The organism is Trichocoleus desertorum AS-A10, assembly GCF_039962155.1.
Lineage (GTDB): Bacteria > Cyanobacteriota > Cyanobacteriia > FACHB-46 > FACHB-46 > Trichocoleus.
Genome location: NZ_JAMPKN010000006.1, coordinates 58,317 through 75,716, shown reverse-complemented (window position 1 = coordinate 75,716; position 17,400 = coordinate 58,317). Strand labels below are relative to the sequence as shown.

Annotated in this window: 16 protein-coding genes; 6 read left to right on the top strand and 10 right to left on the bottom strand. The window is 48.7% G+C overall.

The features are described 5' to 3' along the window. Nucleotides 1-36: 36 nt before the first annotated feature. From NDA01_RS11080 to NDA01_RS11070, 3 genes are all read left to right on the top strand, one after another. The gene (locus NDA01_RS11080; RefSeq protein ID WP_348227985.1) at nt 37-831 is read left to right on the top strand and encodes a PhzF family phenazine biosynthesis protein; all 795 of its coding nucleotides are present in this window, start codon (nt 37-39) and stop codon (nt 829-831) included. A 31-nt stretch (nt 832-862) separates the two neighbouring features. Beyond that, the gene (locus tag NDA01_RS11075) at nt 863-1,594 is read left to right on the top strand and encodes an SAM-dependent methyltransferase (protein WP_348227984.1); all 732 of its coding nucleotides are present in this window, start codon (nt 863-865) and stop codon (nt 1,592-1,594) included. Between the two features lie 132 nt (nt 1,595-1,726). Next, nucleotides 1,727-1,912, top strand: a complete 186-nt coding sequence (locus NDA01_RS11070; protein ID WP_190552258.1) for a hypothetical protein — start codon at nt 1,727-1,729, stop codon at nt 1,910-1,912. 25 nt (nt 1,913-1,937) lie between these two features. Here NDA01_RS11070 and NDA01_RS11065 read toward each other — a convergent pair whose 3' ends face one another. Next, the gene (locus NDA01_RS11065) at nt 1,938-2,195 is read right to left on the bottom strand and encodes a hypothetical protein (RefSeq protein WP_190552259.1); all 258 of its coding nucleotides are present in this window, start codon (nt 2,193-2,195) and stop codon (nt 1,938-1,940) included. A 248-nt stretch (nt 2,196-2,443) separates the two neighbouring features. Further along, nucleotides 2,444-2,599, bottom strand: a complete 156-nt coding sequence (locus NDA01_RS11060) for a hypothetical protein (RefSeq protein WP_190439507.1) — start codon at nt 2,597-2,599, stop codon at nt 2,444-2,446. Between the two features lie 283 nt (nt 2,600-2,882). Here NDA01_RS11060 and NDA01_RS11055 point away from each other — a divergent pair, with 283 nt between their 5' ends. From NDA01_RS11055 to leuA, 3 genes are all read left to right on the top strand, one after another. Continuing rightward, nucleotides 2,883-4,394, top strand: coding sequence for an SLBB domain-containing protein (locus NDA01_RS11055; RefSeq protein ID WP_348227983.1), 1,512 nt, complete (start codon nt 2,883-2,885; stop codon nt 4,392-4,394). Nucleotides 4,395-4,727: 333 nt separating this feature from the next. After that, on the top strand, nt 4,728-4,892 hold the full coding sequence (locus tag NDA01_RS11050) for a hypothetical protein (RefSeq protein WP_348227982.1): 165 nt from the start codon (nt 4,728-4,730) through the stop codon (nt 4,890-4,892). Continuing rightward, on the top strand, nt 4,886-6,550 hold the full coding sequence (leuA, locus tag NDA01_RS11045; protein ID WP_348227981.1) for a 2-isopropylmalate synthase: 1,665 nt from the start codon (nt 4,886-4,888) through the stop codon (nt 6,548-6,550). The genes NDA01_RS11050 and leuA overlap by 7 nt, the downstream gene beginning before the upstream one ends. Nucleotides 6,551-6,648: 98 nt before the next feature. Here leuA and NDA01_RS11040 read toward each other — a convergent pair whose 3' ends face one another. The 8 genes from NDA01_RS11040 to NDA01_RS11005 all read right to left on the bottom strand — a co-directional run bounded on the left by NDA01_RS11040 (nt 6,649) and on the right by NDA01_RS11005 (nt 17,400). Then, complete coding sequence (locus tag NDA01_RS11040) at nt 6,649-8,439, bottom strand: ABC transporter ATP-binding protein (RefSeq protein WP_348227980.1); 1,791 nt, start codon at nt 8,437-8,439, stop codon at nt 6,649-6,651. Between the two features lie 22 nt (nt 8,440-8,461). After that, nucleotides 8,462-9,631: a glycosyltransferase family 2 protein gene (locus NDA01_RS11035; protein WP_348227979.1), complete on the bottom strand. Its 1,170-nt coding sequence runs from the start codon at nt 9,629-9,631 to the stop codon at nt 8,462-8,464. Between the two features lie 196 nt (nt 9,632-9,827). Next, a complete protein-coding gene (locus NDA01_RS11030; protein WP_348227978.1) occupies nt 9,828-10,922 on the bottom strand; it encodes a glycosyltransferase family 4 protein in 1,095 nt (364 codons plus the stop codon). A gap of 36 nt (nt 10,923-10,958) precedes the next feature. Next, a complete protein-coding gene (locus NDA01_RS11025; RefSeq protein ID WP_348227977.1) occupies nt 10,959-12,125 on the bottom strand; it encodes a glycosyltransferase in 1,167 nt (388 codons plus the stop codon). A gap of 33 nt (nt 12,126-12,158) precedes the next feature. Continuing rightward, nucleotides 12,159-13,475, bottom strand: a complete 1,317-nt coding sequence (locus NDA01_RS11020; protein ID WP_348227976.1) for a hypothetical protein — start codon at nt 13,473-13,475, stop codon at nt 12,159-12,161. A gap of 42 nt (nt 13,476-13,517) precedes the next feature. Continuing rightward, nucleotides 13,518-14,675, bottom strand: a complete 1,158-nt coding sequence (locus tag NDA01_RS11015) for a glycosyltransferase (protein ID WP_348227975.1) — start codon at nt 14,673-14,675, stop codon at nt 13,518-13,520. Nucleotides 14,676-14,752: 77 nt separating this feature from the next. Beyond that, nucleotides 14,753-15,913, bottom strand: coding sequence for an acyltransferase family protein (locus NDA01_RS11010; RefSeq protein ID WP_348227974.1), 1,161 nt, complete (start codon nt 15,911-15,913; stop codon nt 14,753-14,755). Nucleotides 15,914-15,987: 74 nt separating this feature from the next. Continuing rightward, nucleotides 15,988-17,400 (bottom strand): O-antigen ligase domain-containing protein, encoded by a 1,413-nt coding sequence (locus NDA01_RS11005; protein ID WP_348227973.1) that lies wholly within the window; start codon nt 17,398-17,400, stop codon nt 15,988-15,990.

Sequence of the window (17,400 nt, the reverse complement as noted above, 5' to 3'; positions counted from 1 at the left end):
TTGCTGAGTCATTCAGGTCAAGAAACTGGAACATTTATGGGACTGACAATTACGCAGGTAGACGCATTTACCAATCAACCCTTTAGTGGCAACCCTGCCGCTATTTGCGTCTTACCTGAGTCACGAGATGATCAATGGATGCAAAACGTTGCCAGAGAAATGAACTTATCGGAAACCGCTTTTCTGCTGCAACAGGAAGATGGCTTTAATCTCCGTTGGTTCACCCCTACCGTTGAAGTTGATCTGTGCGGTCATGCTACTCTAGCTAGCGCTCATGCGTTGTGGGAATTGGGATATCTAAAACCTGACCAAGAAGCACAATTTCATACTCGCAGCGGACTCCTCACCGCCCAGCGCCAAGGAGACTGGATTGTGCTCAACTTTCCCGCTCAACCCGCCACCGCGATCGCGCCTCCACCAGATCTAGCTGCTGCTCTCGGTGTCACAAATTTACTTTATGTCGGTAGCAACCAAATTGATTATTTAGTCGAACTAGAGTCAGAGGTAGTAGTCCGCGATCTCCAACCCAATCTGACTTTACTCAAAACATTTCCTGTCCGAGGCATCATTGTCACTAGCCGAGCTGATGCTGGAGAGTACGATTTTGTCTCCCGTTTCTTTGCCCCCCAATCAGGTATTGACGAAGATCCAGTAACAGGTTCCGCCCATTGCTGCCTTGGCCCCTATTGGCAAGAATGCCTCAAAAAAGATGAGTTTTTGGCTTACCAAGCTTCTCCCCGTGGTGGGGTATTGCGAGTTCATTGCCAAGGCGATCGCGTTGCCATTGCTGGGCAAGCGGTTACTGTCTTGAAAGGGGAACTGATTCAATAGGGAGAGAAGAGTGAAAAGGGAGGTGTAGCAAGTGGGCATTAAATTAGAAACTATTGTGCCTTGGGGGCGATCGCTAAGCGAATACATCGCTATGTTTAATCTGACCGCCACAGACCTCAGCCGCAAAATCTTAGACTGTGGCAGTGGCCCCGCTAGCTTCAATGCTGAAATGACCTGCCAAGGTTATGCCGTCATCTCCTGCGACCCGATTTATCAATTCAGTACCGAGGAAATCTCCCAACGCATTCAGGAAACCTACCCGCAAATCATCAATGGTGTTACAGCCAACCGGGACAGCTACATCTGGAACGCGATCGCCTCTCCCGAAAAACTAGGAGAAGTCCGCATGGCTGCGATGAACCAATTTCTCCAAGATTTTCCAATGGGCTTTGCGGCAGGACGCTACCTCACCGCCGAGCTCCCCCATCTCCCTTTTTCAAACCAGCAGTTTGACCTAGCCCTCTGCTCCCACCTGCTATTCACCTACTCCGATCAGCTCTCAACCGAGTTTCACATCCAAGCGATCGCAGAACTTTGTCGAGTTGCCACCGAAGTTCGTATCTTCCCAATTTTAGATATTTCTGGTGCAACCTCTCCCCATCTCCAACCCGTACTGGATCATTTCCAGCAACAAGGCAACCAGACAGAAATCCAGCTAGTTTCTTACGAGTTTCAAAAAGGAGGCAACCAACTTCTCAAAATCAGCCAACCTTACCAATTTGCCAACTGTCACAGTTCCACTTCAGCAAAACCCAGAGTTTAGGCCTGCGATCGCCATCCTGAATCAGCCAATTGAAGTTCTGGATCAACCACCGCACCTCACTTGCTGCTAGCGAGATTTACTCAAGCTATAGAACTTCCACCAAGTTCAACGTGCATCAGTGAGGTCAACTCCATGAACTTCAAGCAGACAGTTCTCAGCTTCTTCCCTTGGGTCAAGTCCAACTCAGAATCCAACCCAGAGCCACCAGCCGCTGCTCCTGAAGCTAATCCTACCCCTCAGCCTCCCGTCACTATGTCCTTCTACGCCGTTAGGTCCCGAAGGATTCCTGGCCGTCGTAGCCCAGCAGGGTCTCGCTAGCTAGTCAGGATGATACGAATGTGAGCTATTTGGTCATACCGCAGCGCGATCGTAGGCTAACCCAGACGGCACAACTACCTTGAGAACGGGTTAAAACCGTTTTACCCCCATGTTGAGCCAAGTCAATTCCTAAAGCGTATGCCTGACGATGTTGCTCAATTTCAAAGGAAGCGACGTGGCGATAAAGCTCCGAGCGGTGCCGCATCCCATCTTGCAAGTCACCTTGAACCCCTAGAAATTTAAAACGATGAATTGTTAATTCAGGAATAACTGGAAGCAACATAGCTCTACACCAAAGCCTACCTGGCTCAACTCATAAGCTCAGCTTAGGTATTTCTGGTTTACTTCTATTCAGTTATTTGGCCTAAATTAGCTCCGCAATACTGCCACTTTACTCATTGCGCGCAGTTTGGTTAAACCTGCATTTCTAGGATCACTGACTGGCTTTAGTTGCCTGCGGAGCTACACCAAAACTTGCTCATGCCACCAACGAGAGAACCGCTGCATCCCTTCACTCGTTTGCCCTAGCAATTAATCCTTCAAAGAATCTAATAACTCTGTTAAAGCTGAAAAAGTATCTGGATTGCCGATGATCAAGTCACCATTCGCATCCATAGAGAAGTCTTCGCCAAACTCGAAGCCGCTGCGAATGAGAAAGAGTACTATATCAACCTTAAAGTCATCCATGATCTGTAGATGAAAGCCTATATCTGATCTAAATAGAAATAAGATTTATAGCCACCCCTCTATAGGATTAACTTAGGTAATCGCTTCTCTAACCTACGATCCCCACATCGCGAGTTACTGCGTTTTGGGAACTTTAGAACCTCGAATTCTTCAAACCTAGGGGAGACTGGACAAACTAAATTGCTACGAAAGTTCTCCATTTTGTTTGTCTTGATGGCAGTGCTTAGGGTGCCAGCTTTTAGTCGTAAGCCCAACTCTTAACTAGCCATTTGTGGAGGTGTCAATGAATCGCTCAAGCTTAGAATCCCCAATCCGGTGGTATCTCCAAGCCATAGCGCTGGGACCAACTCAACAATCTGGACGACCCCAGCAACGGGTCAAAGCCGCAAAGCAGCTAGTATTATTGGCGCTGGTGGGCTTGATTGCCTGGCCTGCTCCCGGTGTGGCGCAATTTGCCCAGACAGTCCCCAATCTACAACCGAGTGCAGCAACAACCGGAGACGCTGGGTACATTTTGGGAGCGGGCGATCGCATTCGAGTTGATTTCTTTGAAGTCCCAGAGTACAGCGGCGAGTTTCTTGTCTTGCCGAGTGGCACTGTAAACCTACCCCAAGTGGGTGCCGTCTCGGTGCAAGGCAAAACCTTAAAGCAAGCTTCTAACGACATTGGCGCTAAATTTGCGCCTTATCTCAGACAGCCTCTAGTTACGATTAGTTTATTAGCAGCTCGCCCCATCAAAGTCGCGATCGCGGGTGAAGTCAATCGTCCTGGTTCTTACGCTACCAAGCCAGAAGCCTCAGCTACCGACATTGGCGCAACTTCAGTCACAAGGATGATCGAACTTGCAGGTGGCATTACCCAAGCGGCAGATGTGCGTCGTGTACAAATTCGCCGAGCTAGACCTGGCAGTACTGGTGCTGCTGTGCTCAATGTTGACCTGTGGCAGCTCTTAAAAACAGGGGATATCAATCAAGATGTTGCCTTGCGGGATGGCGACAGTATCTTCATTCCCGCCTCTGAAAGCATCAATTTAGATGAAGCATCGCAGTTAGCCTCTGCGAGTTTTTCTACGACTGAAACTCGTCCCCTCAAAGTTGCCATTGTGGGCCAGGTGCAGCGTCCAGGCCCTTATATTATTAGTGGCGCAACTGATAATGAGACTGGCATCAACACCAATACTCAACAAAAAATTCCGACCATTACTAAGGCGATTCAGGTCGCTGGCGGCATCACCCAAACTGCCGATATTCGTAATATTGAACTGCGTCGTCGCACCAATTCTGGCCCTGCTCAAGTTACCAAAATTGACTTCTGGCAACTTTTAGCAGGAGGCGATCTGCGGCAAGATCTCCCCCTACAAGATGGCGACACGATTGTGATTCCAACTGCCACCGCCATGAGTGCCAAGGAAGCCACCGAACTCGCTGCCGCCAGCTTCTCCCCCGATAAGATCACCGTCAATATCGTAGGTGAAGTGGTCAAACCAGGAGCCGTAGAAGTACCACCCAATACCCCACTCAACCAAGCAGTCTTAGCAGCAGGTGGTTTCAACAAACGTCGCGCCAAGCAAAGTGCCGTGACTCTGATTCGCCTCAATCCTGACGGTACCGTGTCCAAGCGAGTCATTTCAGTTAACCTGGCACAAGGCTTGAATAACAATAGCAACCCACCCCTCCGCAATAACGACACAGTCATTATTGGTCGCTCCTCTCTAGCAGGTATCTCCGATACCGTAGGGAACGTTCTATCACCTCTAAGTAATGTCTTTGGCCTCTTTAGGTTGCTAGGGCTCTAACTTCTGGCTCAACCATCATCTCTTGACCCAGCGATCGCTTGCCGTTAGGATACAAGCAGTCATACCAACTTTGTCTTATGCGCACACAGCAGCGATCGCTACGCCAGCCCTCAACCCTACTCTTAGGGCTGGGACTGCTGCTGCGCCTTGCGCGCAAATAATTCTGTGAGCTGAATCTAGTTTTTTTTCCAATCTAACCATCCTTCTGCAGGGGGTCTGAGGGACGGCTGCGTCCCTCAACGGGGGTTTGGGGGCAGGTGCCCCCAAGCACTTGGTTTTAGAGTTTCAGAATATTTAGCTATCCATTGTCTTAACGTGACTGGAGATCTCTCAATGCAACTGCAACAAACATTTGAGGCATTACTGCGACTGTGGGTGGGTTGTCAGGCTCGGACTGAGTGGCAACCTACATTGCAATCTGACAACCCCAATCTTTTAATTACCACCGCCACAACACCTCATCAACCGCAAAAATTAAGGATTTGTCGCTCATGTTGAAACAGCCTGCTAACAAATACCGCTCCTTTCCCCCAGTCGCCTTACGCGATCGTACCTGGCCCGACAATATCATTTCCCAACCTCCCATCTGGCTCAGCACCGACTTGCGCGATGGTAATCAAGCGCTGATTGAGCCGATGAACGGAGAGCAAAAATTACAGATGTTCAATTTGCTGGTGCAGATTGGCTTCAAAGAAATCGAAGTTGCGTTCCCCTCCGCCTCACAAACTGACTTCGACTTTGTGCGCCACCTAATTGAGCAAAACTTGATTCCCGATGATGTCACGATTCAGGTTTTGACGCCTGCCCGCGAAAGTTTGATCCGTCGAACTTTTGAGTCTCTACGTGGTGCCAAACGCGCGATCGTGCATCTCTACAACGCCACCGCTCCCGTTTTCCGTCGCGTTGTGTTTGGACTCGATCGCCCCGGTACTATTGACCTCGCAGTCACCGCCGCCCAACTCTTTAACGAACTCGCTGCCGAGCAAGCAGACACCAACTGGCAATTCCAATATTCTCCTGAAGTCTTTACCTCGACAGAGTTGGACTTTGCCAAGGAGATCTGTAATGCGGTGCTAGAAGTTTGGCAACCCACTCCCGAACGCAAAGCTATCATCAATCTCCCTGCCACGGTGGAAGTGTCAACTCCCAATATCTTTGCAGATCAGGTGGAGTGGATACATCGTCATCTAACCATGCGAGACAACGTGATTTTGAGTGTGCATCCTCATAATGACCGGGGTTGTGCGATCGCGGCAGCAGAGTTGGCCCAAATGGCAGGGGCCGATCGCGTCGAAGGCTGTCTATTCGGCAACGGTGAACGTACAGGTAACGTAGATTTGGTGACGCTCGCCCTCAATCTCTACACCCAAGGCGTTGATCCAGGTCTAGAGTTCTCCCAAATTAATCAAGTCGCCAGGCTGGTTGAAGACTGCACGCAACTCCCCATTCATCCTCGCCATCCCTATGTCGGTGATTTAGTTTTCACAGCCTTCTCCGGTTCTCATCAAGATGCGATCAAAAAAGGATTCGCAGCACAGTCATCGGAGGATATCTGGGAAATTCCTTACTTACCACTTGATCCAGCCGATGTCGGACGCACTTATGAATCTGTAATTCGAGTGAATAGCCAGTCTGGCAAAGGTGGAATTGCCTTCTTGTTAGAGCGAGACTATAACTTGGTGTTGCCTCGACGCTTACAGATCGAGTTCAGCCGTATTGTGCAGCAAGCCGTAGATACACATGGTCAGGAGATGGGCGCAGCAGATCTCTGGAAGTTGTTTGAGCAGGAATATTTGCAAGCTGTTTCACCCCTCAAATATCTCGCTCATCACCTCGCAGAAGTGGATTCACAACAGATGATCAGCGTGACATTGGAGAGGGATGGCCAGCCAGCCACACTACAAGGGCAAGGCAATGGTCCAATCGATGCCTTCCTCCAGGCTTTGAACCTGGACATCCGCGTTGATCATTACGAGGAGCATTCCCTCAACCAAGGCAGTGACTCAGCAGCGATCGCCTATGTCGAAGTCACGAGCGATCGCATCTCTGGTTCGTTGCATGGCGTGGGCATTCATTCCAACATCGTCACTGCATCATTGTTAGCCATTCTCAGCGGCGTGAATCGGGTGTTGTCACACAGCGATAGAGATACATAAACTCACTGATTTAATCCGTTGTAAGAATAGGGGCGAACGGCCGTTCGCCCCTACAATAATCTGTAATTTGAGTTTAGAGAATTGGTATAGCACCATTCCTAGAGCTGAGCATTGCGATATTGCAAGCGATATAACTGGGCGAATAAGCGATCGCGCTTGAGCAGTTCCATCATTGTTCCTTGCTCTGTCACCTGTCCCTCCTCAATCACAATAATCTGGTCGGCTTGCTCAATTGTCGAGAGACGATGGGCAATCACAATCAAGGTGCAACGCTGGCTCAGAGCATTGATGGCTTCCTGGATCAAATGCTCAGAGATACTGTCGAGGGCATTGGTGGCTTCATCTAGAATCAAGATTTCGGGGTTCCGAATAATGGCGCGAGCTAGAGCCAGGCGTTGGCGTTGACCACCTGACAGCCGCACTCCCTGATCGCCTACCTGAGTTTGATATCCCTGAGGTAGTTGGCTGATAAATTCATGAGCATTGGCTTGTTTAGCAACCGCGACCACTTCCGCCTCTGTTGCCTCGGGCCGACCGTAGGCAATGTTCTCATAGATCGTGGTGCTAAAGATATGCACGCTCTGACTGACCACTGCAATGCGATCGCGCCAGTCGGCCAGATTGAGCTGTGGCAAAGGCTGACCATCAATCTCAATTTCGCCACTAGTGGGGTCATAAAACCGACAAATCAGGCTGATCAAAGTAGATTTACCCGCTCCAGAAGGCCCCACAATCGCCGTTGTTTTACCTTTAGGGATACAGATCGAGATATTTTGTAGCGCTGTCTTTTCGCCCGCTCCATAACAAAAATCTACGGCTCGAAATGCGATCGCCTGACGCAACCCTGTAAACCGAGTTTTGCCAGAGCGGATATAAGGCTTATCACTGCGATCGAGCAGAGACATCACATCATCGATCGCCGTGGTGAGCGACATCAAATTGACTCGCGCTCCATCTACATGCCGCATCTGGGGTTGCAGCCGATAGAGCATAAATACAAAGGTCAGCAAAGTGGGCAGATTCACTTGTTGCTGCAAAGCGATTACTAGAATGCCAGCTAGCAAGCCAGTTGAAAGCACTTCAGAGAGTGGATAGACTGCTCCAGAAATGCGATCGAGTTCCATAAAGGAGTGACAAACTTGCCGAGAAGCTTGATCGAAGCGAGCTTGTTCATAGGATTCGCGGCCAAACTCCCGAATCACTCGCATCCCTAGCAATCCTTCCCACACCCGTTGCACAAAGACGGCGTTTGCCTTCTCAGCCTGCTTGCCCAACTGCTTAACTTGGCGAGTCATAAATTGAATCATGCTGGAAATTAGTAGCATGACCGCTGCTACCAAAAGCGTCAGCTTCCAGGAAATGAGCAGCAGCAAAATTGTAAACATAACGACTGTGCAGCTACTAATAATGAGACCCACCAGTACAGATAGCGCTTGACTAGTGCGCCAGGTTTCGTTATCTAAAGTACTGAGAAACTTACCCGATGGATAACGCTCCAAAAAGCTATAGCTAACACTTAATAGCTGTCTAAAAATACCCGAACGCAACTGATAGCTAATCCGCCAATTCAACCAGGAAAATAGGAGAGTATTGCCATATAACAAAGCATTTTTCAGCAAAACGCTGCCAAAGATAAATCCAGCAGTAATGGGTAAACGGTTTTGAATCGGAATTTGAGCAAAAATTCGATCAAAAAAAGCAATCAAGACATTACTCTGAGTAGTTTGAGCCGTGCCAGCATCAAAACTTTGCAATAAAGGAATAAATAAACTAATTCCTAATCCTTCAGAGAGAGAAGCTAAAATTCCCAAGACTACAATAACTGGGATTGCCCAAGGATACAGCTTCAATAAAGGAAACAATTTTCTGATTGCTTTCGCCTCTTTCATAAATTCCTATTTTGCTAAAAGTTTAATGCGAAAGCAGCAATTCTTGTAATTTTTTTGATTTGATAGAGGCAAGCTGTTGACAAATTTTCATTGCTTTTGTCCAACGCCATAAAAGTACCCAATCGTAGGGTTTCAGAATTGGCAGAGGCTTTGTCTCCTGATTGTTAATCTCTTCAATCGTTAGCGGACGCGGCGGTAATCTAAAACGCTGTCTAAATTCTAGCCAGGAACGATGATCAGGCCAAATCAAGGAGGTAACTGGTTTAGCGGCAATTTTGAGTAAGCAGGTCAGGATCATCGGATACAAGCCAGGACGCAGTAGCAAGCTCAGATCATCCTTGAGCGTCAGAGCCAGCCACTCTAATGTGTGCCAGTGCGCTCCAGATTTATAGCTTTTACCCATCAAATAGTGATAGAAACATCCCCTAGACCAGCGATAAATTGTCTGTGGAATCTCTGGGTGGTGAGCTTGTACTTCCGCTATGACCAACTGATAAGATTTAGCCATCGCTCGACAATTGCTGGCCATGCTTCCTAACAACTGACGATACCCAACTAAAAACTCAGGCACAACGCGAAATTCATAAGCATCAGCGATGCGTAAATACAACTCCCAATCTTCGCAGCCTTGAGCATTTTGCGCCCGCAATTCTGGATTAAATCCTCCCACTCGATCTAGGCAAGTGCGACGGATCAGTGGGTTACTAGCATTATCCAAAAAGTTGGAATAAACCAGGATGGGATAGATAGAGCCTTCCGGTTTATAAGCTCGTTCCAAGTTATATTTACCAATGATTAATCCTGCTTCATCAATGTGCACCGACCAGGTATACACGAGCCCTACTTCTGGACCCGATCGCAACATACATTGCACTTGTTTTTCTAGCTTTTCGGGATACCAAATATCATCGGCATCGATCGGGGCAATGTATTCTCCTTGAGAGTGGGCGATCGCTAGGTTCCGAGCCGCTGCCACTCCAGCATTCTTCTGCCTCAGTAGCTGCACGCGCGGATCTCTTTGCACAAAAGATTCAACAATTTCGGCAGTTCGATCTTGCGATCCATCATCTACTACCAAAACTTCAATGTTTTGATACGTTTGTGACAGAACTGATTCCAAAGCTGGGCCAATATAGAGTTCAGTGTTATATGCAGGGATAATCACTGAAACAAGCGGAGACTGAAAACTCATGGGTTATGGCTGAAGTACTGGATGAGTGAGATTTGTCCATGCCAACCTCACCCCGCCTACAGCACCCCTCTCCTGAAGGAGAGGAGACGGGGGACAGGTCTACATAGGATGTCTGGTTTAACGAGTTGTTCTACTTGACTAGATAGAGACCCGCCTTCAAGCCAGTGCCTGAATTCAACGAAGGAAACAGCAAATATTACAATTCAAAGCTGGTAAATGCTTTAGAGCGATCGCGTTCTGCTATCAGCTCTTGGTAGACTGCTAAAATTTCTTGATGCACACGTGACACACTCAACCAAGCTAAGTTGCGTTGGGCCTGTTCCTTCCAGGCTTGCAACTGCTGAGAACACTGAAGCAATTCTAATAAAGCTGCCGCGATCGCTGCACTATCTTTAGGGTGAACTAATAAACCTGCGGCCCCTTGATCTAATGCTTCTGGGATACCATCTACATTGCTGGCGATGATGGCGCATCCCGCTTCCCGCGCCTCCGACAGCACCAAGCCAAATGGTTCTTGATGAGAAGCCAACACAAAAATATCCGTGGCTTGCAAATATCTTTGGGGTTGGGGTTGAAACCCTAGAAAATGGATGCGCTCTGATACTGGCGTAGCCTGAGCTTGGGCTTCAAACATCTGGCGGTCAGGCCCCTCGCCAATTAAATACAGATGTGCCTCCGGGAAATCTGCGGCAATTTGAGCAAAAGCCGTAATCAATTCTGTAATGCCTTTGCGCTGATACATTCCTGCCACGGTAGCGATCGCGGGATGCTGGAGAGAGATCGCAGGGAGAGAAGAAGAACGCTGGCGAGGACTACCCAAAGTGCCATTGCGAATTACTCGCAGCTTCCTCTGCGGAATGCCTCGGCGCACCATTGAATCAGCCACCGCTTGGCTCACTGCAATCACGCGATCAGCCACGCCCATTAAAGTAGCGCTGCGCTGAAACTCGTTATGAACGGTAGAAACTAGCTTATAGTTGCCAAATCTGCGTAAGCAGCGCGCCAAAACCACTCCAGTCATCATGTGGGCATGTACAATATCCGGTTGGAACGTTTGGGCGATCGCTCGGTATTCCTTGGTAGCTCGGAGGAAATTCCCCAGTTGCCGCTGCTGATTCAAGGGGAAATGTGTGACACCGCAGTCTGCTAAAAGGGTTTCGTACTCGCCACCATCAGAGGCTACGGCTACCTCAAGCCCCGCTTTGGCTTGCAAACAGGCCAGATCGATCGCCACATTGATAATGCCGTTTCCGAGTTCTCGGACATCATTCAGGATATGGAGAATTCGCATCACGTTCTCTGCTCAACGACTTAGCTGTCTTGTAGATTAGCTAGCTTGAAGAGCATCTTGGCGGCTGAGGTTCTCCAGCACATCCAGATATTGCCCCACGATATTGTCCATAGCAAAAGCATTGGCCCGCTGCTGTAACACTTCAGCATCGGTTGGTTGCTCTAGCGCGGCAATAATTCCATCTGCCAAAGCTTTAAAGTCACCAACAGGAGCCAAGCGACCATATTTGCCATTGCTCAAGATCTCTGCGGGGCCACTTTCGCAATCTGTCGAAACGACAGAAGTACCTGCGGCCAAGGCTTCTGCCACCACATTGCCGAATCCTTCATAGATCGAGGAGAGCACAAACACGGCTGACTGTGCCATGTAGGCATAAGGGTTTTCGACAAAGCCAGGCAACGCTATATTATCTTGCAAGCCTAACTCTTGAATCAAAGCTTCCAACTCTGGCTTCACCAGAGGCTCGCGTGGATCGGCTTCTCCCAAAATCATCAATCGGGCGGGATGGCGTTGTCGCACCAAATCAAAAGCGCGGACTAAGGTGAGAAAATCTTTCTGCTTGACTAACCGCCCCACCCCCAAAACTACCGGAGGTTCTCCAGCCGCAAACCAGGGATGATCAATCGGTGCTTTAATTTTCTCGACCAAATTTGGCATCACGACTGGATTGTAGATGACTTGCACCTTATCCTCAGGCAAGCCTGCCATCTGCGCCACATCTCTCGCTGTTCCTTGAGAAGCAGCCACGATCGCATCGGCCCAAGGATAAAACTGCCGCACTAAAAAAGGCCGAACGTTGCCAGTCCCTCCATGCCTATCTTGAAACTGCTGCGAGAGATTGGTTTGCACACACATCACAATCCGAGTTGGCACCCCTGCTAAGCGCTGGGCCAAGGTTGCGGAACTAGCGATATCTAAAGCTGAGAGCAAGAAATCGGGTTTTTCTTGCTGCAAGTAGCGTCTGAGCGCCCAAGTTTTAGAAACGATGACAGGGGACTTGGCTTTGAGGTTAATCAGACGGACATTGGCAGGCACCTTATCGAGATAAGCACCTTCTCCTTGAGCCAGCACTAGATCAGTTTTTAAGCCTCTTGCCGCAAAGCCTTGAGCCAAGTGCAACATCGCTCGCTCTGCTCCGCCCCCCGCTAAGTTAGGGATAAATAAGCTCACAGATGGTTGCTGCGATCGCAAGGTTACAGGCATAGAATCCTCCAGTTGCTTGGGTTATCGGTTCACTTACGCTGGAACTAGCTCAATCACGAGCGGATGATCAGAGATAGTCAAGTTTAATTGCTTGGGATTGGCGTATCGCTGTACAGGAGCGACAGACGCTAACGGTTTGTAGGTGGTTGCCTGACGCACTCGCGTTCCCAGAGTTACAGTCACGGTCTGCTGAGGAACGTAAACATCCAGTTTCGTTTGCAAATCAAAACTAGAAACCTCTTGCCACAGCGCTAAATAAAATCGACCATCCCGTTTTTGCAGCAGCGTATGATGCACAGCGGGACTTAGGGGAGCACTGCTGCCGCTCAAGCTGTAGCTCAGAGCCTGCGGAGCAAACTCAGAACCCGGATCTTTTAGCAAAGCAATCAAGTTCTTTAGGGAGTCAAAGGCAGGTTTAGCAGAGCCATTGTTCCGGAGCAGACCAAAGTTCTGTTCTTGGGTAGTGCCCTGGCGCTCGTTGATGAGTTCGTAAAGGAACGATCGCTGGATGCCCCGATTAAAATACTCCAGATAGAGTCTAGGGACGTATTTAGCTGCTGCAAGTTCCGAAATCCCTGGCTGAGACGCTTTGAGATCGCTGGTGGCATTATGCCAACCGCATTCTGTCGCCACAATTGGCTTAGCTACCCCCGTGACTGCCTGAGTCAAAGGCACCCACTTTGTGTCTAGGTCCTGGCTGGGCAAGTTGCCCCCCGCATAGCTATGCATATTGCCCAGATCCGCCGAAGTCAGGGAGCCTAAGCGAGGAGCATAGTAGGGAATGGCCAAGGAAGGCATGAGCACAGGTAATGCGGCTGTCGTTGGATCTGCCTTGACTGCGGCATACAGTTCATCTTGGTAAGCCCGCAGCCCTTCCGGAAAAGCTTGGTTTTTATAAGTTGCTTGAGGATTCACATCCCACTCATTTGGCCCTTCGACTGCTTCAATCGAGGACAAGACAGGTTGAATCGCCTCTGCAACAACATTGGCAGGCGTAATGCCATCTCTAGAATCCATCACTAAAGTTGATTTGATTCCCAGGGTAGCTAAATCGTTGAGTCGGCGGTAAAACTCTGAGTTCTTACCTCCGTCACGAATATGGCGCACTCCCAACTCTTGCAATTTGGGCCTGATAATCGTGTCGTAGTTGCCATAGGCAGTGTCAACATAGCGTAGATGAGTTGCCACGCCAATCGAGTTCACGAATGAGTCAGCACTGCGAGCCTGCTCTGGTTGTAATTGGGCCTGCGAGGGAGACCAGGAAGCGGTACAGGCAAGTAGTAGAGCACTGAGTAAGGCTAGTAAGGAATAACGGTAGCGTTTCATGGAATAAGCAAGGGAAAACTTCATAAGCTGGCAACTTGCGAATAACGAGGAAGGGGCTAGGTGTAATTAAACCTGCGGGACTCGTGCGAGGGTCTGCCCTAGGAGTTGAGCAATTTTTTGGTTGATGATGTCCAGGTTAAAGCGTTGACTAGCTTGGATTTGAGCGTGATGGGCGATCGCGCTGGAGCGTTCTGGTTGATTCCGACAGAGATTAATCACAGCTGCCAGTTGTTGAGGATTTCCAGGAGTCGCTAGCCAACCATCAACCTCAGGCGTAATTAATTCGATCGCACCGCCCGATTTAGCAGCAACCACTGGTTTGCCGCAGAGCATGGCTTCTACAATTACCCGCCCAAACGGTTCTGGAGCTGTGGACGTGTGAGCAATCAGGTCACAAGATTTCATCAGGGTCACGACATCAGAACGAAACCCTAAAAAACGCACCCGTTTTTGTAAACCGAGCGCGTTGACTTGTTGATGCAGTTGTTCGACATATTGCTGCTCTCCAAATAAAGCGTCACCGACAAATAAAGCCATGACATCCTGTGGGCAGTGCGCCAAAGCCTCCAGCAAGACATGTTGCCCCTTCCAAGGCGAAAGCCGACTAAAATGACCCACTACAAACTGCCCCTCCAAACCCAGTTGCTGCCGCAATTGCACAGCCTCAGCATTGGAAGACTGATAGATTTGGGGTTCAAAGCCGTTATAAATGACTTGGGTTAACTCAGCACGACCACCCGCCGCAATAAAAGCGGTTTGGCTCGCTTCTGAGTTGGCAATCACTAAGGAGGCAAACCGGTTTGCCAAAGTGACTGCAAGCCGCCGATTCATGGAACTGAAGTGGTCGGGTGAGAGAATATCATGCAAGTGATAAACCAAAGGCCGACGACTGAGCCAAGCAGCCAAAGCTCCCACAACAAGAGCTTTCTGGGTATTGGCATAGATCAAGTCGTAGTTGCGGCTCAACTGCACCACTTGGGTAATTAGGGGCAGGAGTTGAGCCAAGCTACCAAAGCCTTGCCGCCAACCGCTATCTTTTCGCACTTGGATGCCTTCAGAGCTAAGCACCTGTACCGGAATCTGATGTTGCTCTAGGAGATCCCGGAAGGGGCCATCTGCCAATAAAGCGACTAAACAGCGATCGCGATAGGGTTTCGCAATATCCAGCAGACATAATTCTGCCCCTCCTGGCTTGCCGCTTTGATCTAAGAAGAGAATCTTCATAAGAAATCCTTAGAAACGCCAGAATCAATTCAGAACTAAATAAGCTGGTTTTTTATCAACACTGAATTCAACTGAAGTTATTGAGCATTAACCCAAGCAGATTGCTTCGGAACTAACTTACGCCGTAGCCAAGTAATTAACGGTTTTTCAAGATACAAGTAGGTCAACCAACCAACAATGACTGCGATCACAGTCAACAGGCTCATGGTGAGGAAATTCCCAAATAAACTGACAAGATTTAGCGCGATCGCCACCTTAAAACAGGCAGCCAAACAGGGATAATGCACTAAATAAATCGAGTAGGAAGCATCTCCTAATCCGTTCAGCCAAGTGGGAGTTTTCCAGCCTTGATTCAAATCAATCGAGGCTGCCCCTAATACAACTAACATCGAGGGTAACCCATAAGCAATCACATCAGGAATTTCTACGTTTGTGTAGTTATCACCTAACCCCGAAGTGATAAATAATACTACTCCTGCAATTAAGTAGATTGCTCCTGGTTTTATTCTTTTCCCTACTACCCAATAAGCCGCCAAACAACCAAAGGCAAATTCTAGATTGTGCGGATTAAAAATAAAGTTCAAGAGCAGGGGTGGCTGTACAGAGGAGGCGCGATCGCTGACAGTCAACCAGAAAAAGGTCAAAGTTCCACCTAGCCAACTACAAAGCACAAATCGAGAAACTTTAGGTGTGAGCCAAATTGCTAAACCAAAGATAAAGTAGAAGAAAATTTCGTGAGTTAGGGTCCAGCCAACGATTAAAACAGGAAAATTTTCTTGAGGCACTAACAAAAGTGACTTCAAAATTACACCTAAATCCCGCTCGTAGCCTTTACCAAATGAGGGGATCAAGAAGTAAATTGGCAACAAAGCCAGGGTGATGATCCAATAGAGGGGGTACACACGAATAACTCGTTTAACCATGAAAGCATTAAGTTTCTTCTTCTGTCCAATATCAGCTTGATGAGCGAAGAAGATAATAAATCCACTCAACACAAAAAAGAAATCAACGCCTGAACCTCCAAAAGCAAATAGCCCTGCCAGGAAGTTTTGATTTAACTTTTGCAGGTTAAATTCAGTGACGTGAAACAACACCACCAACAGCGCTGCAATACCTCGACAAGCCTGAATTAGTTCTAGCTTTTTCTTAGTAGATGAACCTGAGATTACTACCTTAGCTGAAGTGCCTAACTGTACTGGACTGATTGCAGTCGCAGGATAATTTGAAGCATCTTTCATTCATTTCTCCTGAAACTAAGTGAAATCCAGCGCGATCAAGAATGAGAGAGTCGCGATCGCTTTTTCTAAACTTTTCATCCTGACTGCAAAGCTGTTAACCGCTGGTAGCGATGGTATTGGCTAGCAGCCAGAGCCATACCCGCAAACCCCCAGAACACAACTCCTGAAAGAGCCAATGTGACGCTGCCTAGGCCAATTTGAGCAAATACACCCAAACTGATCGCACGAGCCGCACTGGCAAAGGTATCGGCCCGAATATCGACAGACTGAAATAAGCTAAACAGCAGCAAAATAATGCCACCTAAATAAGGAATGGTCCCGAACCAACCGAGCGAGAAAAACATACTCAAAATGCCGCTGTCATTACTACCCAAACTGGTGCCTTCCAGGACAAACCCTAAGCCTTGGCCGAGAAATTGGGAGAGCGCTAAACTCAAGGTCGCGGCATAGCCCTCGCTGCGCTGGCTATAGCTGACATCTCCTTTGGTATTCGTGAGAGACTGCAAACGGGCTCCAATCGTGTCGGCAAACGGATCAAGGTTGGCGAGCGGAATAATGCAAAGCGCCATCACCACAATCGTCACTACCAGACGCATCTGTAGCTTTGGTTTCAGGGATGGCAAAAAGGTCAACATCGCGACTCCCCAACCAAGCCAAGCCGAGCGGACCAGAGACAACAGAAACGACAAATAGCCCACTCCAGAGGCAAAAAATCGCAGCTTGCCTTTGCCGCTTAGCAGCAACATTAAGCCTGCCAGCATGACTGTGGCGAAGGGGCCAGGAGAGTTCATGATGCTAAAGACCCGGATGCCCAATGGTTCTGGGGTACCAAAGGCAATAGCCTTAGAATTGACTAGCCAAAATCGGTCCCATTGCGGTGCCACCAAATATTGATACACGCCGTAAGCCCCTGAAACTAAAACGCCCCAAAGAAATATGCGCTCTAAGCTTTGGCGGTAACTAGGATAACTTCGCCAATTGACGAATAGATGAAACCCAAACAGGATCGGGGTGAACCAGTTCAGCATGGGGACTACTACAGCCGTTGGCGGGTATTTGATCAGCCCCACCAAAAAACCGTAGATGACTCCCACAAAAGCCAAAATAAAGGGCAAACCTCCCTGGCGTGCAGCTCTAGGCAGCGATCGCACCAAAGTTGCTAGGGTCACTAACATGACCAAAAAAGGAGCCAGCAAGATAGTACTTGGGTCCACCCAACCACTGTTGTAATCCACCATGCGTCGCACCCAAGGCGACAAAAACGCAATCCACCAGGTAAAGCCTAGATAGAGCAAGGGATAACGCCCATAGAGAAACAATCCCACCAGAAAAGCGCCCCCAGGAAAGGCAATTCTGAGTAGCCCTGATTTCACCACCAGACATAAGGCTGAAAACAAGGTAAAACCCAGGATTGCCATCCAAGCAGGGGCTGGTTTCAACCCAAAGTTAAAGCTTTTTGTGGCTGCTCTGGAGGAGCGAATTTGCAT

Coding starts and splice junctions, on each gene's coding strand:
- NDA01_RS11010 (WP_348227974.1), bottom strand. CDS start 15,913: ATGAAAGATGCTTCAAATTATCCTGCGACTGCAATCAGTCCAGTACAG.
- NDA01_RS11065 (WP_190552259.1), bottom strand. CDS start 2,195: ATGTTGCTTCCAGTTATTCCTGAATTAACAATTCATCGTTTTAAATTT.
- NDA01_RS11025 (WP_348227977.1), bottom strand. CDS start 12,125: ATGCCTGTAACCTTGCGATCGCAGCAACCATCTGTGAGCTTATTTATC.
- NDA01_RS11055 (WP_348227983.1), top strand. CDS start 2,883: ATGAATCGCTCAAGCTTAGAATCCCCAATCCGGTGGTATCTCCAAGCC.
- NDA01_RS11080 (WP_348227985.1), top strand. CDS start 37: ATGGGACTGACAATTACGCAGGTAGACGCATTTACCAATCAACCCTTT.
- leuA (WP_348227981.1), top strand. CDS start 4,886: ATGTTGAAACAGCCTGCTAACAAATACCGCTCCTTTCCCCCAGTCGCC.
- NDA01_RS11060 (WP_190439507.1), bottom strand. CDS start 2,599: ATGGATGACTTTAAGGTTGATATAGTACTCTTTCTCATTCGCAGCGGC.
- NDA01_RS11040 (WP_348227980.1), bottom strand. CDS start 8,439: ATGAAAGAGGCGAAAGCAATCAGAAAATTGTTTCCTTTATTGAAGCTG.
- NDA01_RS11030 (WP_348227978.1), bottom strand. CDS start 10,922: ATGCGAATTCTCCATATCCTGAATGATGTCCGAGAACTCGGAAACGGC.
- NDA01_RS11035 (WP_348227979.1), bottom strand. CDS start 9,631: ATGAGTTTTCAGTCTCCGCTTGTTTCAGTGATTATCCCTGCATATAAC.
- NDA01_RS11020 (WP_348227976.1), bottom strand. CDS start 13,475: ATGAAGTTTTCCCTTGCTTATTCCATGAAACGCTACCGTTATTCCTTA.
- NDA01_RS11050 (WP_348227982.1), top strand. CDS start 4,728: ATGCAACTGCAACAAACATTTGAGGCATTACTGCGACTGTGGGTGGGT.
- NDA01_RS11070 (WP_190552258.1), top strand. CDS start 1,727: ATGAACTTCAAGCAGACAGTTCTCAGCTTCTTCCCTTGGGTCAAGTCC.
- NDA01_RS11015 (WP_348227975.1), bottom strand. CDS start 14,675: ATGAAGATTCTCTTCTTAGATCAAAGCGGCAAGCCAGGAGGGGCAGAA.
- NDA01_RS11005 (WP_348227973.1), bottom strand. CDS start 17,400: ATGCAAATTCGCTCCTCCAGAGCAGCCACAAAAAGCTTTAACTTTGGG.